This window comes from Gilliamella sp. B2887, assembly GCF_026537015.1.
GTDB lineage: Bacteria > Pseudomonadota > Gammaproteobacteria > Enterobacterales > Orbaceae > Gilliamella.
This window is the reverse complement of record NZ_JAFNMX010000002.1, coordinates 242119-266157: the sequence shown is the minus strand read 5'-3', so window position 1 is coordinate 266157 and position 24039 is coordinate 242119. Positions and strand designations below refer to the sequence as shown.

Annotated in this window: 22 protein-coding genes; 21 read left to right on the top strand and 1 reads right to left on the bottom strand. The window is 32.9% G+C overall.

Features of this window, described 5'->3' with window-relative positions; all coding sequences use genetic code 11:
• Positions 1–243 precede the first annotated feature (243 nt).
• The 12 genes from casA (at position 244) to yciH (ending at position 12858) form a co-directional block, all read left to right on the top strand.
• Positions 244–1752 carry a type I-E CRISPR-associated protein Cse1/CasA gene (gene casA / locus J3U13_RS03005; RefSeq protein ID WP_267340034.1) on the top strand — a complete coding sequence of 503 codons (1509 nt, stop codon included), beginning with the start codon at positions 244–246 and terminating at the stop codon, positions 1750–1752.
• Positions 1753–1791: 39 nt separating this feature from the next.
• On the top strand, positions 1792–2409 hold the full coding sequence (gene casB / locus J3U13_RS03000) for a type I-E CRISPR-associated protein Cse2/CasB (RefSeq protein WP_267340032.1): 618 nt from the start codon (positions 1792–1794) through the stop codon (positions 2407–2409).
• 5 nt (positions 2410–2414) lie between these two features.
• Positions 2415–3479, top strand: coding sequence for a type I-E CRISPR-associated protein Cas7/Cse4/CasC (gene cas7e / locus J3U13_RS02995; protein ID WP_267340031.1), 1065 nt, complete (start codon positions 2415–2417; stop codon positions 3477–3479).
• A gap of 12 nt (positions 3480–3491) precedes the next feature.
• Complete coding sequence (cas5e, locus tag J3U13_RS02990) at positions 3492–4235, top strand: type I-E CRISPR-associated protein Cas5/CasD (protein ID WP_267340030.1); 744 nt, start codon at positions 3492–3494, stop codon at positions 4233–4235.
• Positions 4236–4907, top strand: coding sequence for a type I-E CRISPR-associated protein Cas6/Cse3/CasE (gene cas6e / locus J3U13_RS02985; RefSeq protein ID WP_267340029.1), 672 nt, complete (start codon positions 4236–4238; stop codon positions 4905–4907).
• A gap of 1232 nt (positions 4908–6139) precedes the next feature.
• Positions 6140–6781 carry a dTMP kinase gene (gene tmk / locus J3U13_RS02980; protein ID WP_267340028.1) on the top strand — a complete coding sequence of 214 codons (642 nt, stop codon included), beginning with the start codon at positions 6140–6142 and terminating at the stop codon, positions 6779–6781.
• Positions 6778–7764 (top strand): DNA polymerase III subunit delta', encoded by a 987-nt coding sequence (gene holB, locus J3U13_RS02975; protein WP_267340027.1) that lies wholly within the window; start codon positions 6778–6780, stop codon positions 7762–7764. The genes tmk and holB overlap by 4 nt, the downstream gene beginning before the upstream one ends.
• A gap of 63 nt (positions 7765–7827) precedes the next feature.
• Positions 7828–9228: an MBOAT family O-acyltransferase gene (locus J3U13_RS02970; RefSeq protein ID WP_267340025.1), complete on the top strand. Its 1401-nt coding sequence runs from the start codon at positions 7828–7830 to the stop codon at positions 9226–9228.
• 18 nt (positions 9229–9246) lie between these two features.
• On the top strand, positions 9247–10626 hold the full coding sequence (locus J3U13_RS02965) for a DUF459 domain-containing protein (RefSeq protein ID WP_267340024.1): 1380 nt from the start codon (positions 9247–9249) through the stop codon (positions 10624–10626).
• Positions 10619–11791, top strand: coding sequence for a GDSL-type esterase/lipase family protein (locus J3U13_RS02960; RefSeq protein WP_267340023.1), 1173 nt, complete (start codon positions 10619–10621; stop codon positions 11789–11791). Before J3U13_RS02965 ends, J3U13_RS02960 begins: the two co-directional genes overlap by 8 nt.
• A 34-nt stretch (positions 11792–11825) precedes the next feature.
• The gene (pyrF, locus tag J3U13_RS02955; protein ID WP_267340022.1) at positions 11826–12530 is read left to right on the top strand and encodes an orotidine-5'-phosphate decarboxylase; all 705 of its coding nucleotides are present in this window, start codon (positions 11826–11828) and stop codon (positions 12528–12530) included.
• Positions 12531–12537: 7 nt separating this feature from the next.
• Positions 12538–12858 (top strand): stress response translation initiation inhibitor YciH, encoded by a 321-nt coding sequence (yciH, locus tag J3U13_RS02950; protein ID WP_267340020.1) that lies wholly within the window; start codon positions 12538–12540, stop codon positions 12856–12858.
• 58 nt (positions 12859–12916) lie between these two features.
• Here yciH and tmaR read toward each other — a convergent pair whose 3' ends face one another.
• Positions 12917–13237 (bottom strand): PTS system regulator TmaR, encoded by a 321-nt coding sequence (gene tmaR / locus J3U13_RS02945; protein ID WP_267340019.1) that lies wholly within the window; start codon positions 13235–13237, stop codon positions 12917–12919.
• A gap of 320 nt (positions 13238–13557) precedes the next feature.
• On the opposite strand from tmaR, the gene accD reads away from it, so the two are divergent.
• From accD to crp, 9 genes are all read left to right on the top strand, one after another.
• Positions 13558–14448 (top strand): acetyl-CoA carboxylase, carboxyltransferase subunit beta, encoded by an 891-nt coding sequence (gene accD, locus J3U13_RS02940; protein WP_267340018.1) that lies wholly within the window; start codon positions 13558–13560, stop codon positions 14446–14448.
• Between the two features lie 6 nt (positions 14449–14454).
• On the top strand, positions 14455–15726 hold the full coding sequence (gene folC, locus J3U13_RS02935; protein ID WP_267340017.1) for a bifunctional tetrahydrofolate synthase/dihydrofolate synthase: 1272 nt from the start codon (positions 14455–14457) through the stop codon (positions 15724–15726).
• 12 nt (positions 15727–15738) lie between these two features.
• The gene (locus tag J3U13_RS02930) at positions 15739–16323 is read left to right on the top strand and encodes an SPOR domain-containing protein (RefSeq protein WP_267340016.1); all 585 of its coding nucleotides are present in this window, start codon (positions 15739–15741) and stop codon (positions 16321–16323) included.
• A 126-nt stretch (positions 16324–16449) separates the two neighbouring features.
• On the top strand, positions 16450–16935 hold the full coding sequence (locus J3U13_RS02925; protein WP_267354561.1) for a CvpA family protein: 486 nt from the start codon (positions 16450–16452) through the stop codon (positions 16933–16935).
• 18 nt (positions 16936–16953) lie between these two features.
• On the top strand, positions 16954–18471 hold the full coding sequence (gene purF, locus J3U13_RS02920; RefSeq protein ID WP_267340014.1) for an amidophosphoribosyltransferase: 1518 nt from the start codon (positions 16954–16956) through the stop codon (positions 18469–18471).
• A gap of 470 nt (positions 18472–18941) precedes the next feature.
• Positions 18942–21638 carry an inverse autotransporter beta domain-containing protein gene (locus J3U13_RS02915; RefSeq protein ID WP_267340013.1) on the top strand — a complete coding sequence of 899 codons (2697 nt, stop codon included), beginning with the start codon at positions 18942–18944 and terminating at the stop codon, positions 21636–21638.
• A 144-nt stretch (positions 21639–21782) separates the two neighbouring features.
• Entirely contained in the window at positions 21783–22814 is a 1032-nt protein-coding gene (locus J3U13_RS02910; protein ID WP_267340012.1) for a hypothetical protein, read from the top strand.
• A 299-nt stretch (positions 22815–23113) separates the two neighbouring features.
• On the top strand, positions 23114–23320 hold the full coding sequence (locus J3U13_RS02905) for a YheU family protein (RefSeq protein ID WP_267340011.1): 207 nt from the start codon (positions 23114–23116) through the stop codon (positions 23318–23320).
• 86 nt (positions 23321–23406) lie between these two features.
• Complete coding sequence (gene crp, locus J3U13_RS02900; RefSeq protein WP_025316411.1) at positions 23407–24039, top strand: cAMP-activated global transcriptional regulator CRP; 633 nt, start codon at positions 23407–23409, stop codon at positions 24037–24039.

Genomic DNA, 24039 nt, shown 5'->3' with positions numbered 1-24039 from the left:
TGTTATCGAGATCAAATCATTGTGCAACATGATAATGAATTACATAAATAGCTAATAAACTCTTTCCGTATTAAAGTTTGGCACTATTAAATAAAGCAAACAATTGACAAAAAAGAATTTCAGTCTTATCTTTTTAATTTTAGGTTAGAAAATAAGTTCAAAAATGATTATATAGTTTAATTCAAAGCCGATAATCGGAATAAGGTTAACATGCTGATTATAGATGAAATTAAGGAGTATAATTTGTCTTCTTTATCTTTATTAGACGAAAAATGGATTCCAGTTATTCATTTCGATGGTCATATTAGTAAAATTAATCCTTGCCAAATTTCTGATGAAACAATTTTCGATCTCGCCTATTTTCGACCTGATTTTCAAGGTGCTGGTTATCAATTTCTTATTGGTTTATTGCAAACGACTTTCTCGCCATATGATCATGAAGAGTGGTTTGAATATTGGGATAATGGTATTTTGCAATCAGAACTTAATAAAGCTTTTTCGCAAGTTCAAACAGCAATGCAATTTGGTGCAACTAAGCCAGCTTTTATGCAAGATTTTAATAAATTAAATACTAACTATTTGCCTATATCAGGTTTATTAGTAGAAGGTCCTGGTGAAAATGCATTAAAAAAGAATACTGATCACTTTATTAAGCGTGATTTCGTCAAAGCGATATGCCCACACTGTGCTGCAATAGCGTTATTTACCTTACAGACTAATGCTCCATCAGGAGGTCAAGGACATCGAGTCAGTTTACGAGGTGGAGGACCAATAACAACTTTGTTAATGCCAGAATTGAATCAAGCGGCACCATTATGGAAAAAGTTGTGGTTAAATGTGATGCCACTCAGTGATGACGAAAAACCTACACATTATGATGAAACTGTCTTTCCGTGGTTAAACAAAACAATAACTAGTGAACCGCCAAAAAATTTAAGTGTATTTCCTGAGCAAGCAAACTATTGTCAAGCCTTTTGGGGAATGCCACGCCGAATTGAACTTGATTTTAATCATGTTAAACAAGGTGAATGTGATTTGTGCGGCGAAACGTCGACACAATTAATAACTCATTATCAAACTAAGAATTACGGAATTCAATATCAAAACTGGCGTCATCCTTTAACACCATATCGAGTTGATATTAAAACAGGAGCGCTTTTAGCGATTAAAGGTCAACCGGGTGGATTAATTTACCGTGATTGGTTAGGTATGGTAACCAATTACGAAAACGTTGTAGCTGCTAAAATTATCTTTGTCAACGATGAACGAAGATTAAAAGGTAAGGATAAATGCAGATTGTGGTGCTTTGGATATGATTTTGACAACATGAAAGCGCGTTGTTGGTATGAACACACATTCCCTGTTATCCCTGCGTTAAATGAGCCGGATAATGATTTAGAAAATCTTATTTCATTAGCATTAGAATTGAGTAAAGAAACTTTACTAATTCTACGTAAGGCTATGGAAACTATTAATAAACAATCCAATGTTGTTAATCATGCTTTCTGGAAAGATACTGAACCGTATTTCTATCAATTAGTTAATCAACTTATCGTTCAAAAAAATAATCCAAACGGGCGATTAGATTTGTTAGCTGATTGGGCTAATACTTTATTAAATTATATTACACAAACCTATGATAAAACTGCATTTGCTTATTCAGATGAACAATCAGTTTTATCCCAAAAAATAACAGCAAGGGAGAAATTATTGACAGATTTCAATAAACTTAAGCGTTTTAAAAAAATATAAAATACTAATTATAATTATATGTAAGGGATGAAAAAAAGTATGTCAAACAATTTAATTAAAAGGACAATCATATTAAATGAAAGCCATAAAAGATGCATTGATGAATGGTTTTCAGTGTTACAACAAAGATCAAGTCGTTTTAATGGAGCTTCTTATAATGGGCGTCAGTTAAAAGCTGAACTCCGGCGTACATCATTACCTTATGGGGTAATATTACAAACCGGTTATTTTATTTTAGCTGATGCGTTATTTAGTGAGGAGCAGGGATTAAGATCAACATCTATCCATCAAGAAGCACTAGCAATATTTGTTGCTGTTGCTGCTTTTGTAAGTGAAAGTAATGACAAAAAATCATTTGCTGAACAATTAGGTGAAAAAACAAGGGGAGGGCAACATAATACTTTATCTCCTCTACGTTTTGAACAATTGCAAGCCAGTAGCACACCTGAAGAATTTTGCCGACGATTAATTCGTGCCGTCAAATCTCGTGGAGATAATGGTATCAATCTTTTTTCACTTGCTGATGGTATCTTTTTATGGGTACAAGAGTGGCATGATCGTTTGCAGAATTTGTCACCTGATATTAATCCTTTTCGACGCCTATCTGTTCGTTGGGCAATGGAGTACTATTCGACTAAAAAATCATCTAAGGAATAACGATTATGACAACATTTATTCAATTACATCTATTAACTGCTTATGCGCCTTCTAATTTAAATCGTGATGATTTAGGCCGCCCTAAAACTGCCAAAATGGGTAATAGTGATCGTTTACGTATTTCTTCGCAAAGTTTAAAAAGAGCATGGCGTACCTCGGATTGTTTCAATCAATCATTAAGTAACAATATGGGTATTCGATCTCGTCGGTTTGCAAGAGATTGGGTTTACGAAGTAATGAAAAATAAAGGTGTTGACGATATAATTGCTAAAAATAGTGCCATTAAAATTGCTGGGCAATTTGGTAAACTTAAAAACGAAAAGTCACCAAAAGATCCATTGACAAATTTTGAAATTGAACAGTTAGTGCATATTAGTTGTAATGAACAACAAGCTATTAAACGATTAGTGGAATTACTCATTACTGAACGACGCGAGCCAACAGATGCAGAAGTAAAATTATTACGTAAAGAAAATAGTAGTATTGATATTGCACTATTTGGTCGAATGTTAGCTGATAGTCCTGCATATAACGTTGAAGCTGCTTGTCAGGTATCTCATGCCTTAGGTGTTAGCAGTGTTATTATTGAGGACGATTTTTTTACTGCCGTTGATGATTTAAATAATAAAGAGCAAGATGCAGGTTCTGCACATTTGGGTGAGCGGGGCTTTGCTTCTGCATTATTTTATATTTATGTGTGTATCAGCCGAGACTTATTGCTGGAAAACTTAAATGGCGATGAAACATTAGTTGATACTACATTAAAAGCATTAATTGAATGTGCTGCTAAAGTTGCTCCAACCGGTATGCAAAATAGTTTTGCATCGCGAGCATATACTTCCTATTTATTGATAGAAAAAGGTAAGCAGCAACCCCGCTCTTTAGCAGTAGCTTATTTTAATCCAATACGTAGCGAGGATATGGTAAACGATGCTATTACACGCTTAGAGTTACAACTCAATAAATTTGATCAAGTTTATGGTTCTTGCGCTGATAGTCGTTATAAGCTTAATAGTGAAACAGGTGAAGGAAATTTAACGGCTGCTTTAGATTTTGTTATGCAAAAATAAGGGATAATAGATATGATAAAACATCTTATTTTTCAGATTTATGCACCATTAACATCATGGGGGCAACCTGCTGTAGGTGAAGTTCGCCATAGTAATGAGATTCCTTCACGTTCAGCTTTATTGGGGTTGATTGCTGCAGCATTAGGCATTCGGCGCACAGATGAGCAACTTAATACGTTTAATCAGCATTACCATTTTGCTATCCGTCCATTTAAAGCTAAGAGCAGTTGGTTTAGTGATTTTCAGACAGTACAAGCGCCAAGAGTAAATAAAAAAGAAACGTTTTATACTCGATTTGATGAGATTCGTCGAAATCCACGTGAACTTGAAACCTTACTTTCACAACGAGAATATTATAATGATATTTATTATCAAATTATTATAACTCAAACCCAAGAAGCACCTTATACTCTTGAGCAAATCAAACAAGCGTTATTACAGCCTGTTTTTCCATTATATATAGGAAGAAAAAACTCACCACTGGCGTTACCATTGGCACCTACTATTTTTGAAGGAACGTTAAGTGATGCCTTTATTTTTGCAGATAGATATTATCAGCAATATCATCAATCTGATTCTGCTATTAGCAATATATTAAAAAGTAATGCTGATGAATATTATTGGGAGCATGCGGAGGTTTATGACAATTTGGAAGTAACTAAAATTCAGCTTCGTCAAGATCAACCGATTAACCGTACTCGTTGGCAGTTTAAGCCACGACTGCAATATTCGGGATTTTTAAAAAGGAGCAAATAGATGTATTTTTCTCGAATTACCTTAAAATTAAATCGGCTTCCTTATGTCATGCAAAAGAAAATACAATATGCTGGTTTATATGCAATTCATCAATGGTTATGGCAGCTTTTTCCCAATCAAGATAAACGCACATTTTTATTTCGTGAGGAGCAAACTAATAAGGTTAGCCAGTATTATATATTATCAGAAGTTGCTCCTATAACAGATCATGAATTATTCTTTGTTGAAACCAAACGTTATTTCCCACAATTAAGTCTAGGGATGAAGTTAGCCTTTTCATTGCGCGTCAATCCAGTTGTTTTTAAAAAAGGCAAACGATCTGATGTAATGATGAACGTAAAATATCTCGCAAAAAAACAAGATTTATCTGAATTAGATCTAAAAAATCGCCAAAATGAAGCTGCTTTAAATTGGTTGATTAAACAGAGTGAAAATCGAGGATTTTCTCTATTTCAAAATAATGAAAAACAGGTTCGCTGCGATGTTATCGGAACAAAACAACATCAACTCCATAAACGAACAGGTATGAACCCAATCACTTTTACTAGTGTTGATTTTGAGGGAATTTTAACGGTTACCGATCCTCAACTTTTTTTAGAAACTCTTTATCAAGGTATTGGTAAAAGTAAAGGGTTTGGTTGTGGATTATTTTTAATTAAACGTTATCAATAGTTATTATTATATGAAATAGATTCCATTAAATTTAATTTCTTTAAAAAACCATTAATGATATTCTTTAATATGAATAGATTGATATTTAATGGGGTTGTATGTATCAATATAAATCAAGTTAGGATCTTTTTCTGTGATTTGATTGTTTGTACTATGTTAAAGCTATACACAAAAATAACACACATGGGTGTAAAATGAATTTTAATCTCTGATTTTTTATTTGTTTTGGGCGGTGAAATCACCGTTTGGATGTGCTTTCTAAAATAACTTGAGCCGAAGGATTGAACAATTTGTTTTATAGAGTTAAATTAGAATTTCATTATGATTTATATTCAAAAATTGTAAAAATTAGTGTGAATTTCGCTATGGTAGTATTGAGCTCCTTCACGCTCTAATGACATTTTACCTTTTGAGATTGTATAACCTTAATTTCTCGTCTATATTGGATTTAGTGTCACTAGTAATGAGTATGTCTGTCGTTATTTCAGAATATATATTATCTAGATTAGGGCTGTTCAGCCATTTAGGTTATTTAAAATTAGAACTGATGTTTACTTTGGCGATCTATCAAGATCTATTAGATTACTGTTGTTGGTAACAAATCACTGTTTTTATACAATGAGATAAAGTTGTTCCTACAGGAATAACGCATCCTGAATAAGGATTCGACCTCCAAACTGATGGTGTTATTAGAATAATTCAGATTGATTTAGTTGGACTAAATTTAGTCTCTTTTTTACTTATTTAAAATCAATATGTTCATGTCATTTAAAGAAATTTGTAGAATTTTGGTTTGCTAATAAACTAAAACCAAACCAAAGAATTATCTATTTAGCCTGTTCCCTGTATAAACAGGGATAAACCGTTTGCAGTTATTTGTTTTTTTAAAGTATTCTGTGTTCCCTGTAAACACAGGGATAACCTTCGAAATTGAAATCAAGAGAGTCCCCGTTGTCGGTTTCAGGTGATAACAGTATACACTTTGAAAGTCTTAATAAAGTTCAACTTTATCTCCTGACTAATATAGATCCTTATTTGTATTTATCTTTTAATGAATATCAATAAGCGAATTATATTTATCAAAAAGCCGAAATAGTTACAAAATTTATTTCAAAACATGAAAATTGAAGGGAATAGTTAGTGGCTAAACTAAACTAAAATAATAATCAAAAATAGCGTACAATAGCTCGATATTAAACATATGATCATCATAAATAGTTTAGGAATTTAGTATGACAGGCAAATTTATTGTCATTGAAGGTCTTGAAGGTGCGGGTAAAACGACTGCAATCAATACCGTTGCTCGTATTTTAACTCAATATCATATTTGCGATTTACAATTTACTCGTGAGCCTGGTGGTACACCAATTGCTGAAGCATTACGCAAGCTTATTAAAAATGGTTTAGATGATGAACCTTTGACCGATAAAGCGGAATTGCTAATGTTATATGCTGCTCGTATTCAATTGATTGATAATGTAATCAAGCCGTCACTGAATGCGGGGAAATGGGTTATTGGTGATAGGCATGATTTATCAACTCAAGCTTATCAAGGTGGTGGTCGTCAGTTAGATAAAATTTTTATTACCACATTGAAAGAGCAAGTTTTAGGTAACTTTAAACCTGATCTAACTTTATATTTAGATATTGAACCACAAATTGGCTTAATGCGAGCTAGGGCAAGAGGAGAACTTGATCGTATTGAACAGCAATCCCTCCCCTTTTTTGAGCGAATCCGTCAACGTTATTTAGAACTGGCAAATCAAGATGAAACCATTTTTATCGTTGATGCATCTAAATCAATCGATCAAGTAACAAGGCAAATTGAACTTATCTTAACAAAATGGTTAACAAAACAGGTTGCTAATGTATGATTTTAAATGATTATCCTTGGCTTATATCTCCTTATCAACAATTTGCTGAAGGAATTATACATAAAAGAACTCATCATGCGTTATTGATTAACTATGTGCAAGGAAGTGGTGAAGATGACTTCATTATGATGGTGGCCAATCGTTTATTGTGTTTGTCTGCACAGAATTTAGAACCCTGTTTAAATTGTCATAGTTGTAAGTTGTTTATGTCTCATCATCATCCAGATTTTTACATCATAACTCATGAACAAGGTAAGCAATCTATTGGTATTGATCAAATACGAAATATTACTACTAAAGTGTACGAAAAATCACAACAAGGCGGCAATAAAGTCATTTGGATTAAGCATGCAGCTTTAATGACGGAAGCCGCAGCTAATGCATTACTCAAAACATTAGAAGAGCCATCAGAAAATACCTATTTTATTTTAAGTGATGAGCATAATAGCCATCTATTACCAACAATTCATAGTCGTTGTTTTTCTTATTTTTTATCCGTTCCTAAATTGGAACAATCCATTGAATGGTTAAAAAAGAAACATAGTCAGCAAAGTAGCAATAATGAGCTTGCCTCTGCACTGTTATTGAGCGAAAATGCGCCACTAGCAGCACTTGCTTTATTAAAACCAGAAAAGTGGCAGCAAAGAAAAGCATTTTGTGACCATTTATTACGCGTTGTATCCCATAATGATTATTGGCAACTGGCAAAAACATTCGATAATGAAGAATTTATCGAATGTATCATTTGGTTTTGCGCTTTATTAAGCGATGCATTAAAAGCGAAACAAAAAGCTGGTCGTTTTATTGTTAATCGTGATCAGGTGCCATTAGTAAGATTATTAGCAACTAAAAGTAATGAAAAAATTTCTGCACTCTATGAATTATGGTTGCAGGCTAGACGTTTATTATTGTCTGTAACAGGCCTGAATAAAGAGTTAATTATTTATAATATGTTAGCTCAGTCTGAGATGATTAGTGATTAAGACGTTAATATATTTTTGAAAGAACTTTTCAGGTTCGATATATGTTTTATAAAAAGGAATGCAGTGAGTTATTTATCTATTGAATTTGGATTAATCTTTATCGTTTTTTTTGCATTATATTGGCGGTATCGTTTTTTTCCTAGATTACAAAATAAATTACTTTTAGTCTCAAGCTATCTTATTGTGGCGAGTTTTAGCTTGCAGTTTGCACTCATTCTTTTTATTTATACCTGTGTAATTTATTTTTTCTCAATTAGGATTGCTGCATCAGATCAAAATGACAATAGGTGGTTAATATGGGCATTATGCCTATCAATAGCGAATTTGTCGCTGTTTAAATATTTTGACTTCTTCCGGTACGAATTGCAGGCTTTATTTAATTTCTTTCATTTACCAATAGCGCTACCGGTTGTAACAGTACTTATTCCTATTGGCATTTCATTTTATACTCTTCATTCAGTTAGCTATATCGTTTCAGTAAAAAAAAGTGAATTACCTGTAGCCAAATTTTGGGATTTTGCACTTTTTTTATCTTTTTTTCCGAGTGTAATTGCTGGTCCAGTTAATCGTGCTAAAGACTTTCTACCTCAAATAACCACTCGCCATCCTCGCAAGATTTTACATCCTTTTAGAGCATTTACTTTAATTATTTTATCTGTAATTAAGGTTTATTGTTTGGGTGGAATTATAAGTGAAAACTGGGTTACACCAATTTTTGCAAATCCTTTAGAATTTAGTGTTATTGATTTGTTAGTTGGGCTTTATGGTTATGCAATTCAAATTTATTTAAATTTTTCAGGCTATACTGATTTAGTTACCGGTATGGCTTTTTTATTAGGTTTCCGTTTACCAAATAATTTTAACTTTCCTTATTTAGCCTGTAATTTACGGGAATTTTGGAGTCGCTGGCATATTAGTTTATCGCATTGGATTCGTGATTATATTTACATTCCTCTTGGCGGCAATCGCAAAGGATTTATTCGTACACAAGTTAACGTGATGTTAGCTATGTTGTTATCGGGTTTATGGCATGGGGCTGGAATTAATTTTATTATTTGGGGAGCATGTCACGGAGTTGGTATCATGGTGCTTAATATTTGTGATCGTTATTTTGGCCGTGGCTGGATAACTGAGCGCTCACCTACATTAGCCAGGTTTCTAACTTGGCATTACGTGTGTTTTGCCTGGTTATTTTTTAATTGTGAAAGCTTACCTGATGCATTGGATTATTTAACTGCATTAACACACAACTTTTTAATTGAACCAAAATATACGGTAATTTTTTTAAATATCTGTGTAGTATTTTTTATTTATCCGATTTTAAAAAATATTCCAGATTGGTTTACTTTACTGATAAGTAAAATAAATCAACATTATTTACCTATCATTTTTATATCAGTATTGTGGTTGACTATATATATTGCACCTTCAGGTGTGCCAAACTTTATCTATGCTAACTTTTGATTATGATGATAACTTATTATGGACTATAAAAAATCGTTTTCGAAAAATAAGAAAAAAATCTATTTAAATCTGAAATGGCAATGCCCTAATGCATTGAATAAAGGCGTTTTCAAGCGTTCAAGAAAATTTGTCAAAAATAATGTTATTTCCGAAATTGTTAGAAGTAATTTATCCGCTCGGTATATTTGTTTGATTCTACTTTTGACAGCGCTTGTATTGATGTCAATTTATTACAAATCAATACTAATTTATTGGCAACAAACTTATCATTCACACCTATTGGATTCCAATACGCTTACTCAAGATACCTCCTCTGAAGAGTTCGAAAAAGAAACAGCTAAAGAAATTACCACATCTCAAGATGACTTAGTCTCTTCTAAAAAAATGATTTCTGATCAATCTGATGAATCTGATGAATCTACTAAGTCGGTAGAGACTATTGAAGAAACTCTATCAGAATCAAAAGAAAATAAACTTGAAACAAAAGAAGATATTCTAAAATTATTTATGGAGGAACAATCAATAGGAGATGAATTACCTAAATTAGAAATTATCGAGCCAGACAGTAAGTTAGAAAATAAACAAGAAACAATTAGCAATGTTGTAGATAATGTTAATGAGAAAGTTCAACAACCATCTACAGAGGTTACAACAATTCAAACACAAGTTGCGCCGATAGCTCAAAATGACATACCAAAGGTTTTGTTTGAGGATGTATCATTAGTTGATCAGCCAACACCAATTGTATTGACTCAAAATGATAAAGTTTTTTTTGCTGGTGATTCTTTAATGCAAGGTGTTGCACCCTATGTTAAAAAAATGTTATTCAAACAATATAAAATTGAAAGTATTGATTTAAGCAAACGCAGCACTGGACTTAGTTATCCTAAAGCTTTCGATTGGCCAAAAGCGATTGATGATAAATTATCTGAAGATCCTTCAATTAAATTACTTGTCGTTTTTTTAGGTGCTAATGATCCGTGGGATTTTCCTGTCAAAGGCTATGCAACAAATGCAAGATTTAAGTCTAAACTATGGGAAAAACAGTACCGTTTACGTATTGTCAGTATTTTAGATCATGTACAAAAACATCGTGTACAAGTCCTTTGGCTTGCACCTCCTTGTATGCGTAAGCAAAAACTAAATGATGGTATGGTTTATCTTAATAAATTATATCAGTCAGAGCTTAAAAAAACTCAACAACATTTTCTAACAACCAATGAATTACTCGGTTGTTCATACGAAAAATTTAATAGTTTTATTGAAACGAATAAAGAGAAAATCAAAGTAAGGGTTGATGATGGTGTACACTTTACACCTTCAGGTCAAAAAATTCTGGCAAAGGCCATTATGGAAAAAATAATTTTCAAAAAATTAGAGGATATCCATAGTGAATAGGTTTTTAAAGTCTTTTCTGACTGTTATTTTTATGTCTTTTTCGTTTGGATATGGTGTGGCTGAAAGTAAAGCAACTACGGACGCTGGAGTCATTGATTTCGGAGACCCAAATGCTAAACAATTTGCTACTCGATTGAAATCATTGATGACCAATAAAAGAGTTAATAATGTTGTTAATATAACTCAATTTGGTGATTCTCATACCGCTGCTGATTTTTTTACTGGCGAATTTAGGTCATTGATGCAGGAGAAATATGGTAATGCTGGTATCGGGTGGATAACACCAATTGCGGTAAAAGGTCAAAGCCATGCAGCTGTGACTTGGAAAAGTAAAAACTGGGATGTTTTAAGTAGTAGAACTTTGAGCAATAGAGATTTTCCTATGGGGGGATTTATCGCAAAACCTAACCAAAATTATGCGGTATTACAGATTTTACCTAAAACAGATTATAATACAGATTGGCGAGTTCAGTTAATTTTTAAACCTCTAAAAAATACGTCTAATTTATTTAGGCTTTATGATATTAACAATAATAGAATTAAATTTGATTATGCACCTAAAGCCAATATTTGGCAAAGTGTATCTGTTGTTGCTAAAATGCCAATAAAAATAACTGGACAAAGTACTGTTGAACTTGGAGGTATTTGGTTAACTCGTTATCAGCAACCCGGTGTTATTGTCTCAGCAATTGCCACAAATGGGGCAAGGCAGGCTATTTGGCAAAAATGGAGTCCAAGTTGGTTTAAAGAACTTTCTTTATCAAAAAGTGATTTAATTATACTTGAGTATGGAACCAATGAGAGTTTTGATGAAACCTTAGATCTTAACGCATACCGAAAAAATTTAATTAATAATATACGGCTCATTCGTAAATCATTACCCAATGCCGCTATTTTAATAATGACACCACCTGATACAATGGTTAATCAAAAAGATATACCTAAATCATTTTCGGCAATAATGAATATTCAAAAGCAAGTAGCTAAAACTGAAAAAACCTTATTTTGGGATTGGCAAAAAGCTATGGGAGGCAAATTTGTTATTAAAGAATGGCGTAAACGAGGTTTAGCTCGCCCAGATTTAGTTCATCAAACTTTGAAAGGTTATAAAGAAAGTGCGCGAATTTTTTATAATGATTTAAATGAATTTGTACAAAAGAGATAGATTAAATTTAAGATAAAAAAGGGATAAATGAGTTATGTCATCACCAATTATTGTTGCTATTGATTTTTCTGATGTTAAGTCAGCTTGGAATTTTATTGATCGGGTTGAGCCGAAAGATTGTCGTTTAAAAATTGGTAAGGAATTATTTACTCATGCTGGTCCTGAATTCATAAAACAGGTTATGAATAAAGGCTTCGAAATATTTTTAGATCTTAAATTTCATGATATTCCAAATACCGTGGCTAAGGCAGTATCAGCGGCGGCTGATTTAGGTGTTTGGATGACTAATGTTCATGCTAGCGGCGGTGCTCGTATGATGGAGGCGGCAAAAGATGTTCTCTATCCTTATGGTAAAGATGCACCACTTTTAATCGCTGTAACAGTATTAACAAGTATGGAAGCAGCAGATCTTAAAGATATTGGTATTAATGTTTCACCTTTAGAACAAGCGACCAAATTAGCGATGCTGGCTAAAAATTGTGGACTTGATGGTGTTGTTTGCTCAGCGAAAGAAGTACAAAGCTTTAGAACTAGACTTGGTAGTGATTTTAAATTGGTCACACCAGGTATTCGTCCTATAGGCTCAGGTCCTGATGATCAGCGTCGAATCATGACACCACAACGCGCTCAAGCGGCTGGTTCCGATTATTTAGTCATTGGCAGACCAATTACTAAAGCAGAAGATCCCGCTAAAACATTACAAGCTATTTTATCTACCCTTGATTTAAGTAAGAGTTAATTAAATTATGTCTGTTAACCCTCTTGTTTATTCGACCGATCAAGGGCGAATTAAACCAATTGAACAAAAATCATCTCATCCTAAAGGTGATGGTATCATACGTATTCAGCGCCAAACATCGGGTCGTAAAGGAAAGGGTGTGTGTGTTCTTTCTGGTTTTGATTTAGATAATGTTCAATTGTTTAAATTAGCTGGAGAACTAAAAAAACGTTGTGGATGTGGCGGTTCTGTTAAAGATAGAACAATTGAGATTCAGGGCGACAAACGAGATCTGTTAAAGTCATTGCTAGAAGATAAAGGCTTCAAAGTGAAATTAGCCGGCGGATAATTTCACTGATAAAACATAACTCCCATGGATCAAATTATGGGAGTTATATATTCAAACCTTAATTTGAACGATAAGTGCGCATTTTTTTACTGATATCGCGACGTTCTTTAGAAATTTCAGCATTTTTAATAATATAATCATCAACTCGATCATCATAATCGCTTTTCATATTCGCAATAATCGCTTGAAGTTCTTCATACGACATATTTGGTTTAATATATTCACTTAGATTTTCAAGTAAGAGTACACGTTTTTGGTTATCGCGAATTTTTTTCTCATTATCTGAAATTTCACGTTTTAATTTATTTAAACGACGTGATAGGCGAATGTATTCTAATACATCTTGAAATGATGGTGCACTTGTTTTTTCCTTGTCCATCTAAAACCCCTTGATTTTAAAAAATTGAAAAATAAACTTCAGCTAATTATATACTAATAATTTTTTAAGATCATATTAATTATATTTTTAAACACCATCAAATTTTGTTGGAAAATTTAATAATTAATCGCTTTTTTATGAATTGTTTATCGGCATTTTTCATTATTGTAGAAATTTGTAACTAATCTTATACTCAAACGTATGCATTTCCTCAAAGATTTTTACAAAAAAGAGAAAAATTAAAACAACTATTAAGAATTATTACAAAATATTATACAATAGCCTAATATTTCTAAAGAGTATCTATTGAGAGAATAATAATGAGCTGGATTGAGAAAATTCTAAGTAAAAATAATATATCGTCAGATCATAAAAAGGCGAACATTCCTGGTGGTGTTTGGACTAAATGCAGTAATTGTGAGCAAGTCATTTATCAAGCTGAACTGGATCGTAATTTGGAAGTTTGTCCAAAATGTGATCACCACATGCATATTGCGGCAAGGGTAAGATTATACCGATTTTTAGATGAGGGTTCGGATGTTGAGATCGGTGCAGAACTTGCACCAAAAGATATCTTGAAATTTAAAGATACTAAAAAATATAAGGATAGGTTAACCGCTGCTCAAAAAGAAACCCGTGAAAAAGAAGCTATGGTGGTTATGAAAGGGACACTGTTGGGTATTCCGGTTGTTGTCGCTTGTTTTGAATTTGCATTTATCGGAGGCTCAATGTCTTCAGTTGTTGGTGCATTATTCACACGTGCTGCTGAGCAAGCTATTGCCGATAAGTGTCCATTAATTTGTTTTTCAACTAGTGGTGGCGCTCGAATGCAAGAAGCTCTCTACTCATTGATGCAAATGGCAAAAACGAGTGCTATTTTGGCTAAAATGCAAGATGAAGGTTTGCCTTATATTTCAGTTATGACTGACCCTACAATGGGTGGTGTATCGGCAAGTTTAGCTATGCTTGGTGATATTAATATCGCTGAACCAAAAGCATTAATAGGTTTTGCTGGTCCTCGCGTTATTCAACAAACAGTTCGTGAAACCTTACCTGAAGGATTTCAACGTAGTGAGTTTCTGTTAGAGAAAGGCGCCCTTGATATGATTATTCATCGCAAAGATATGCGACCAAAAATTGCTGGTTTAATTGCAAAATTAATGAAACTTCCAGCTCCTTTTTATGATGTCACTAATAATGAAGCAATTTAACTAGTCATGCAAGTTGAAAAACCTAATGCCCAGTCTGATCTATCAGCATGGCTTTGTTATCTAGAACAACTCCATCCTTCGACGATCGAACTTGGTTTGAAGCGTGTCAAAACAGTTGCACAGCGTCTTAATTTATTGAAACCAGCACCATATATATTTACGGTCGCTGGTACTAATGGTAAAGGAACAACTTGTAAAACGCTTGAAATGATGCTACTTGCAGCCAATTTGCATGTAGGTGTTTATAGCTCTCCTCATTTATTACGTTATACAGAACGAGTGCGAATTGATAATCAAGAATCAACAGAGCAACAAACTATAGATGCATTTACACACATTGAAAATGCGCGTGGTGAAATCTCACTTACCTATTTTGAATATGCTACTCTTGCTGCTCTGTATCAATTCAAACAAGCTAAATTAGATGTGGTTATTTTAGAAGTTGGTTTAGGTGGCAGGCTTGATGCAACTAATATTGTCGATGCTGATGTTGCAATTGTGACAACAATAGGCATTGATCATGTTGATTATTTAGGCAGCACACGTGAAAGTATAGGTCGAGAGAAGGCTGGTATCTTTAAGTCTAAAAGTATTGCAATAGTGGGGGAACCCGATATTCCTATCTCAATTTTAGATACAGCTAAGTCAGTCAATTGTCCTATTCACTATATTAATTATGATTGGTCTTATGAGCAAAAGAATAAAGATAAATGGGATTTTTATTCTAGTCGACATCAATATCAATCTTTGCCAATTCCTAACGTCCCTTTAGCTAACGCTGCAACAGCAATTGCAGCTTTAAGTTATTCATCAATACAAATTGAGGAAAGACAGATAAGGGAAGGTTTATTGAATTCGAATCTTGTTGGACGATTTCAGATAATAAATACAGAACCACTTGTCATAATTGATGTCGCTCATAATCCCCATGCAGCTGACTATCTAACAAAACAATTAGCATTATTACATTCAGAAAAAAAACATTTAGGAAAAGTTAGATTTGTTATTGCTATGCTTAAAGATAAAGACATTAAAAGTACATTGTCAACATTGAAAGGAGATGTTTGGTATTGTGCTTCACTTTATGGCGAGCGCGGATGTCGAAGTGAAGTATTAAAACAATATTTAATAGAGGATAATAAGCTTAATGTGTCAACATTTGATAACGTTTTTGATGCTTATCAAATGGCTCTACAAGAGGCTAGAAAAGATGATATCATAGTAGTATGTGGTTCGTTTCATACTGTATCTAATGTTTTAGCTGAATTAGCGGATTAAGTATAATTGATCATGATGAAAAATCAAAAAAATTGTAGCAGTAATCAAAGTAGAATAAGGAATCAACTTGTTGGTTTTGCAACATTATTATTAATTTTAGCTGTAATAGCCCCATGGATATTAACAGATAAATCGAATCAACGAACTTTAGCTACCCCAATTTTACAACCAGAAATAGTGAATCAACAAAATCAATTCATAAATTCATCTAATGAATCAAGTGATGAGTTTGATAATATCAATATCAGTAATATGCCTAATACTTCGTATATTTCAGGTGTAGATCAAAATTCAAACCCATTAACATTACATGATATTTCCGAAAATGATGATGAGTCGGACTCCAAAGTTTCAGAACAGGAACCCAAATCATTTATGATTCAACTCACCGCGCTAAAAAATAAACAAAAAATTGAAGAACTCGTTGCATTATTGAGATTAAATAATTATAACGTGAAGGTGATACCTAAAAATCCTGATCAGAATCAATTGATTAAATTACAGGTTGGTCCGTATGCAAAAAAAGAACAAGCAGAACAAATTATTACTAATTTAGATAATTTGACAAAATTGAAAGGTATTATAGTATCTAATTAAGAAAGATTTTTTATAACAAAGTTAAAATTAATTTATAATTTAATAAATTTAAATATAGTATTATTTATTCACAACGATTAGCAGTAATAAAAATATTTTCATAACATAAAATAGTGGATTATTATGATGAATTGGGTAGATATTACAATTATAGGTATTATTGCTTTTTCAGCTTTAGTGAGTATCGTTCGAGGTTTTATTCGGGAGGCTTTATCTCTTGTTAGTTGGATATTAGCTTTTTTTATTGCAGGTCATTTTTATACATATATAACTCAATACTTGACCTATTTCGATAACGATATTGTTCGTATCGCAGTAGCAATTACTATCCTTTTTCTTGCAACATTATTGGTATGCTCTGTCGTCTCTTATGTTATTGGTCAATTAGTTCAAAAAACAGGTTTATCAGGCACTGACCGAGTTTTAGGTATTTGCTTTGGAATATTACGAGGTATTTTAGTTGTTGCAGCATTACTCTTTTTTGTTGATACCTTTACACCATTGTCAAAATCATCTTATTGGATAGAGTCACAGCTTATTCCTCATTTTCATATTATTATTCGTTGGTTTTTTGATTATATCCAAAATTCATCTTCCTTTTTAGTTCAGTAAGCTTGAGGTAGTCATTATATGTGTGGTGTTGTAGGTATTGTAGGGAATAGTACGGTCAACCAATCAATTTATGATGCATTGACTGTTTTGCAACATCGGGGACAAGACGCTGCAGGTATTGTTACAATCGATGATCAAAATCGCTTTCGTATGCGTAAAGCTAATGGTTTAGTTAAAGATGTATTCCAAGAACATCATATGCAGCGTTTACAAGGTAATTTAGGAATTGGTCATATCCGTTATCCTACAGCCGGAAGCTTTAGTCCATCGGAAGCACAACCGTTTTACGTCAATTCACCTTATGGTATCGCTCTTGCTCATAATGGTAATTTAACTAATACCGATAAACTGCGTAATCAAGTTTTTGAATTAGCTAGGCGTCATATCAATACTAATTCTGATTCAGAAGTTTTACTTAACATTTTTGCTAGCGAACTAGATAAATTTCCAACTTACCCACTTAGCGCAGAAAATATTTTTACCGCAATTCATAATGTACATAAGATTATTAAAGGTGCTTATGCTTGTGTAGCAATGATTATTGGACATGGTTTAGTGGCTTTTCGTGATCCTTATGGAATCCGTCCGCTAGTAATCGGTAGGAGAATTCTAGAAAATCAAAAAATTGAATATATGGTTGCTTCAGAAAGCGTGGCATTAGATATCCTTGATTTTGAATTTATGCGTGATGTTAAACCTGGCGAAGCGATTTATATCACTCAAGATGGGCAATTTTATTCACAGCAATGTTCAGATAACCCACAATATTATCCATGTATTTTTGAATATGTTTATTTTGCAAGACCGGATTCATTGATGAATGGAGTATCTGTTTATCAATCTCGCATTTTAATGGGGCAAAAACTAGGGAAAAAAATAGCAAAAGAATGGAAGGATGTTGATATTGATGTTGTTATACCGATTCCAGAAACTTCGTGTGATGCAGCGCTTGAAATTGCAAGAATATTAAATAAACCTTATCGACAAGGATTTGTTAAAAATCGTTATGTTGGACGAACATTTATTATGCCAGGACAAGCTGCGCGTAAACTCTCCGTAAGAAGAAAACTCAATGCAAATCGTATTGAATTTGAGGGAAAAAATGTTCTTTTAGTTGATGATTCAATTGTACGAGGTACTACATCGGAAAAGATTCTTGAAATGGTTCGCTTATGTGGCGCAAAAAAAATTTATTTGGCTTCTGCCGCACCAGAAATAAGGTATCCTAATGTTTACGGTATTGATATGCCTGTTGCAAGCGAACTAATTGCTTATAATCGAACGGTTGATGAAATAGCTAAAGATATAGGTGCTGACAAACTTATTTTTCAAAATCTTTCTGATTTAATTGATTCAATTAAAATTCTAAATCCAAGTATAAAACATTTGGAGTGCTCTGTTTTTAATGGAAAATACATTACTGACGGCATTGATGATACCTATTTGTCTTCATTAAAAATAAATAGAAATAATAAGATAAAGTCAACATCATCCAAAGAATCGGAAAATCTAGAAATTTATAATGAAGAACAATAAAAAATCATCTAAAAAGTTAAAAGACAGATACATTACTGGATAATTTATCTGTCTTTCTTATCTAATCAATTTGTTAAACACTCTTAATCATAACAAAAAAGTCATTTAATATTAATTATTACAATGTTTATTAAATTGAACACTTAGTTTAATAAAATTATATAATCTTTATTTTACTTAACATTATGAAAAATAAAGAAGTTATTTTTATTTACAAAAAATAGTCAAAAAAAATGTAAATTTATTTTGATTAATGACAATTTTGTAATATCATTCACCTCGTATAAAGGTTTTAAAAAAAATTTTAAAATCCTTACATAATAAATATAGAAAGAAAACAAATTTAAAGCATCTTTTTATCAGAATAAATTGTTATTAAAATTTAATGGTAAATGGGCTTTATTTACAAATAAAAAAAAGAACTTGTTACTGTGTAGCAATGTGTCGGTGAAATATAAGGAATAATTAAGATGAGAAATAATCTTAATTTAAAAGTTATCTCTACACTAGTTATTATGGCTTTGGGCTGTCAAACGAGTTGGGCAGTCGATAATACTGTTTCTAAAACAGTAACAGCAGTCGATAGTAATAAAGTGATCGAGTTAAAAAATGGTACAAAGGTTCGTGAGATGGTGAATAACCAACAACGTAGCCTATATCAAATTGCACTTTTAAGCGGTGTCTCTATTTCAGAATTAAGAGAAATAAATGCTGGACGTTATGACAAAAAAGATTTGGTAGAAGTTGGAGAGCGTTTAGTACTCCCTGAGAATTCTCCGATATTGCCAGCAATGAAAAAATCGGATTCTGAAAATCAAGATAAATATGCTAATTTACCTAAATTAGGTTCAGATGATAATTATGACACTAAAGCTGATAAAGATGCTTTAGCAAGTCAAGTTGCGTCAACCTTACAGACTTTAGCTACTCAAGATTGGAAACAAATCACTTCTTCTGAAAATGGCGGCATATCTGGTCATGTAAAAAATAAAGCAAAAGATTATGCCGAAAATTATGTACGTAATGGTGTAAGAAACCAAGTTATTGATCCACTAAAAGGTGCCGCACAAAATTTTTTGGGACAATTTGGTACTGCTCAATTACAGTTTGATGTAAGTGATACGGGATCATTTAACAATATCAATGCCAAATTGTTTAGTCCATGGTATGACACCGAAGATTTTTTGATCTTTACTCAATTATCATTTCAAGAATATGAGCATAATCGGCGTATCGGTAACTTCGGTATTGGACAACGCTGGGATGTAGCTGATAAAACATGGTTATTAGGATACAACGTATTTTTAGACCACGATTTTCAACGTTCACATAATCGTTTAGGGATTGGTGCTGAAGCTTGGACTGACTATATGAAGTTTGCCGTTAACTACTATCATCCATTATCTGATTGGAAAGATTCTAAAGATTTCGATGATTATTTAGAACGTGCAGCAAGAGGCTTTGATATTCGTTTTCAAGGATACTTACCACAATATCCACACTTAGGTGGTTCGTTGATGTATGAACAATACTATGGTGATAAAGTAGCATTATTTGGTAAAGATAATTTACAGAAGGATCCTAGAGCAGTAACTGCGAGTGTTGATTATACTCCTGTTCCACTATTTACGGTTAAAGCCGAACATAAACGTGGTCAAGATAGTAATAAAGCAACTAAAGCTGAATTGACTATGAATTACCGTATTGGAGTACCTCTCAAAGATCAAATGGATCCTGATATGGTTCAAGTCGCTCGTTCAGTTAAAGGTAGTCGTTATGATCTTGTTGATCGTAACAATTATATAGTTCTTGAATATAAAGAAAAGAAAATGAGTGTCGATTTGGGTCTTGAATCACTCCAGTTATTAGAAGGTGAGACTTATGGCGTTAGCATTGGAGTTCATAATGCTAAAGGTATACGTAACGTTTCATGGTCTGGTGATATGATGGAAATCGATGCCGGCGGTGGTTTCTTTTGTTTTGCAACAGGAACATGTAATTCATCAAATTGGTTAACACCTCGTGCCAATATTAACAATTGGAAAATTGTAGCACCTAGTTATGTTGATTCTGCCGGTCAACGTCGTCCTGTTAGTACTAAAGGTAAATATACTTTAGCGGTAACAGTAACTGATGAAAAAGGTAAATCTGCAACATCTAACTCAATTTCATTTGAAGTATTACCAAATCCAATTATGCGAAAAGTTGGGGTCTGGGTGATAGATGAAAATGGTAATAAGACTTCAATGGCTAAAAGAGCTGCAGATGGTAAAAGTTCAATTACTATTTTAGCAACATTATTTAAACCTAAAGGTGACATTAAAGCAATTACTTCTGAAAACGATATTGAAGGTTTTAGTGATGATGAACTAATGAACAGTATACCTAATAATTTTGCGTCAGTATTAAAGGGTTGGTCAGCTACAAGTAATGGTAAAAAAGTAACTTTAATTGACGGAACGTCGGGTAATGTTGATGTTTGCCCATCACAAGAACCTTGTGTAATTGTAAAAAGTTTTGAAAAAGTTAAGAAGGGTCAAAAAGTATCTTCTAATGCTGCAACGGCTGCTGATATTGAAGTTATAGGTGATAGTTACATTTTAGATGTAGCCTCTAATCTTGCTGGTGCTGTTGATTTTGCAATAACCATTGATAGATTTGGTACTTCTTTCAATAAAGCGACGATTGATTTCATAGGCGGTAAGACTAATACTATTAAAGTTTATCGGGCTGATGGTGTGTTAGTAGCAGAAAACAAAGGCGATTCACTAGAGTTTGATCCAACTGGTATTAAAGAATGGCAAGTAGATAGCGAATATTATGTGAAGGGCTATGGTGTTGATGGTCAAGAACTTCCGGATCCATTTGTTATTTGGTCGCTTGTTGGTTCTAATGAACAAGCCTGCCCTGGTAGTGCGGCAACTTCTGCGTTACCTAGTCATAAGGATAATCCTAATGGTCCATGGTTTAATGTTGCTATGGGAACTGGTGCTCACTACACCATAAGAAGTAAGAAAACATTTAGTTATGCAACAGTAGGTAAAGGTATTGATGTTGTTGCTGGAGCGCCTGCTCATTTGAATTTAGAACCGTCGGTTAGACCTTCACCATTAGCATGTGCAGGCGATCAAGGATTTAAATTGCAAGTAACAATTACAGGTAATTAACTAATCTATGTGTAAAGTTACAGGAATATAAAGTTTTAGGCTAACGAATAATTTCGGTAGCCTATATTTGGGAACACCAACAAAAGTGTTGTATTAATGTAAATACAACATATTCAATTTAAAAATAAAAATAGGAAGTTAAACATGAAAAATTTAACAATCAAAAAAATTGCATTTGGCTTATTATTAGCAGGTTATGCATCAAGTAGCGCATTTGCAACATTACATGCAACAACTAACGAAGTAATACAAGGTAATGCACCAGTACTTTCTAAAATAAATGGTGATACTGTAGAGCATACTGTTACCGTAACATTCACTACTGATGCTGCTGGTACCACAAGTATTGGAAACAATGACAACGTTAAAGTTGGTGACTATTTGAAGATTTCATATAATGTATTGGATAAAGATGGTGATGCAGATAATGGAAATATCAAAGATACACTTACTGTATATGTAAGAGCTAAAAAAGATGATGGTTCATTTAATGATTGGAAAGCAATAGCAGCTAAAGATCTTAAAGGTCTTTCATTTACAGCTGCGGCAAATGTAAATGGTGTTCAATCAGGTTCTATTATATTTGAAATTGATGATCAATTCGCTGGCGCAGACCAAATTGGTTTTAAATTGCAAGAACGTACTGAATTTGGTTTACCTAACAGCAATAAATGGATAAGCGTATCTGACGTTTGGTCAAGTGCTAATCCAGTAGTTGGTGGTGAGGAGCCAGACTCTTTACCAGATACTTCAGTTGGTCCTGGTGAGCCAACAATAGGTAAAGGTCCAATTGTTAGTTCTACCTTTAAAGTTGGTATCTTTAAATATGATGCAACTGATAAACTAGATACCACAGTTAACTATGCTAAGGCTGGTGCAACTAATCCTAAATATGGCGATAAATTCGGTGCTGTAGTCTGGAATGATGCTGATAAAAACGATAACATTGATTCAGGTGAGTTAGTTAAAACTTCAGCATATACATATCAATGGAAACTTATAGGTGATTATCAATCAACTGCTGCGGTTGATGAAGTATTAGCATCAGACACTACAACCGCTGAAGGCGATACTATTTACTTAGGAAGTAAATCAGCAAATAATAACTCAATATATAACACAAACTACAAAGCAGGTGCTCAAGGTTATAAATTATTTGTTGAAACTAAACAATAAATATAAATTGATATTTTATAAGTAATAATAATTACTTTGAATGCTATTAAAACCACTCGTATGAGTGGTTTTTTATTATTAAAAAATATTTATAAGTTATTTAAATAGAATAAAACCACACATAACATTATATTGAATAATAGAAATTTTATTTTAGTCTTTAAGATAATTAATATAATTTTATAAGATGATTTATTTTCACTATTATTAGTTAAATAAAATTAAAAAATGAAATGATTCTTCTTATTTTTAAATGGATGCTTTAAAATAATAGTAATCCTAAATAATATTAATTTATCATGATTATTCCTTGGCAAAATCTTGACCCACAAACTTTAGATAACATAATTGAACACTTTGTGTTACGGGAAGGTACCGATTATGGTTTGCAAGAAAAATCCCTTCAAGAAAAGGTTACTCAAGTAAAATCTCAATTAATTGATGGAACAGTGGCAATCTTTTGGTCTGAATTACACCAAACAATTGATATTAAACTTGTCAAATAATGGCTAAAATCCTTATCGCTTAGTATATGATTTATTGTCCAACTTTGTTATAGTGTGTAGGTTGTAAATTTAATGGAGAGGAAGGAATGATGATTGGTAAACAGCAAACGGATACAACATTAGAATGGTTTTTATCTCATTGCCATATTCACAAGTATCCAGCTAAAAGTACCCTTATTCATCAAGGTGAAAAAGCAGAAACTCTCTATTATATTGTAAAAGGATCTGTTGCCGTATTGATTAAAGATGATGAAGGTAATGAAATGATATTATCCTATTTAAATCAAAATCAATTTTTAGGTGAATTAGGTCTTTTTGAAGAAGGAACAGAGCGAAGCGCTTGGGTTAAAGCCAAAACAAGTTGTGAAGTTGCTGAAATCTCATACAAGAAATTTAAGCAACTTGTTCAGGTCAATCCCGATATTTTAATGAAACTTGCCAGCCAAATGGCTAGTCGATTGCAAGTGACATCCGAAAAGGTCAGTAATTTAGCTTTCCTTGATGTTGCTGGTCGTATTGCACAAACCTTATTAAATCTAGCCAAACAGCCTGATGCCATGACTCATCCTGATGGTATGCAAATTAAAATTACTCGTCAGGAAATAGGTCAGATTGTTGGATGTTCTCGTGAGACGGTAGGTCGAATTTTAAAAATGCTTGAAGATCAACATTTAATTTCAGCTCATGGTAAAACTATTGTTGTTTACGGAACACGCTAA

What these genes read in the sequence shown, in the direction of transcription:
- accD (WP_267340018.1), top strand. Translation starts at nt 13,558, where the DNA reads ATGAGCTGGATTGAGAAAATTCTAAGTAAAAATAATATATCGTCAGAT.
- J3U13_RS02910 (WP_267340012.1), top strand. Translation starts at nt 21,783, where the DNA reads ATGAAAAATTTAACAATCAAAAAAATTGCATTTGGCTTATTATTAGCA.
- yciH (WP_267340020.1), top strand. Translation starts at nt 12,538, where the DNA reads ATGTCTGTTAACCCTCTTGTTTATTCGACCGATCAAGGGCGAATTAAA.
- folC (WP_267340017.1), top strand. Translation starts at nt 14,455, where the DNA reads ATGCAAGTTGAAAAACCTAATGCCCAGTCTGATCTATCAGCATGGCTT.
- holB (WP_267340027.1), top strand. Translation starts at nt 6,778, where the DNA reads ATGATTTTAAATGATTATCCTTGGCTTATATCTCCTTATCAACAATTT.
- casB (WP_267340032.1), top strand. Translation starts at nt 1,792, where the DNA reads ATGTCAAACAATTTAATTAAAAGGACAATCATATTAAATGAAAGCCAT.
- J3U13_RS02930 (WP_267340016.1), top strand. Translation starts at nt 15,739, where the DNA reads ATGATGAAAAATCAAAAAAATTGTAGCAGTAATCAAAGTAGAATAAGG.
- tmaR (WP_267340019.1), bottom strand. Translation starts at nt 13,237, where the DNA reads ATGGACAAGGAAAAAACAAGTGCACCATCATTTCAAGATGTATTAGAA.
- J3U13_RS02905 (WP_267340011.1), top strand. Translation starts at nt 23,114, where the DNA reads ATGATTATTCCTTGGCAAAATCTTGACCCACAAACTTTAGATAACATA.
- pyrF (WP_267340022.1), top strand. Translation starts at nt 11,826, where the DNA reads ATGTCATCACCAATTATTGTTGCTATTGATTTTTCTGATGTTAAGTCA.
- J3U13_RS02965 (WP_267340024.1), top strand. Translation starts at nt 9,247, where the DNA reads ATGGACTATAAAAAATCGTTTTCGAAAAATAAGAAAAAAATCTATTTA.
- cas6e (WP_267340029.1), top strand. Translation starts at nt 4,236, where the DNA reads ATGTATTTTTCTCGAATTACCTTAAAATTAAATCGGCTTCCTTATGTC.
- J3U13_RS02915 (WP_267340013.1), top strand. Translation starts at nt 18,942, where the DNA reads ATGAGAAATAATCTTAATTTAAAAGTTATCTCTACACTAGTTATTATG.
- tmk (WP_267340028.1), top strand. Translation starts at nt 6,140, where the DNA reads ATGACAGGCAAATTTATTGTCATTGAAGGTCTTGAAGGTGCGGGTAAA.
- cas7e (WP_267340031.1), top strand. Translation starts at nt 2,415, where the DNA reads ATGACAACATTTATTCAATTACATCTATTAACTGCTTATGCGCCTTCT.
- crp (WP_025316411.1), top strand. Translation starts at nt 23,407, where the DNA reads ATGATGATTGGTAAACAGCAAACGGATACAACATTAGAATGGTTTTTA.
- J3U13_RS02925 (WP_267354561.1), top strand. Translation starts at nt 16,450, where the DNA reads ATGAATTGGGTAGATATTACAATTATAGGTATTATTGCTTTTTCAGCT.
- cas5e (WP_267340030.1), top strand. Translation starts at nt 3,492, where the DNA reads ATGATAAAACATCTTATTTTTCAGATTTATGCACCATTAACATCATGG.
- purF (WP_267340014.1), top strand. Translation starts at nt 16,954, where the DNA reads ATGTGTGGTGTTGTAGGTATTGTAGGGAATAGTACGGTCAACCAATCA.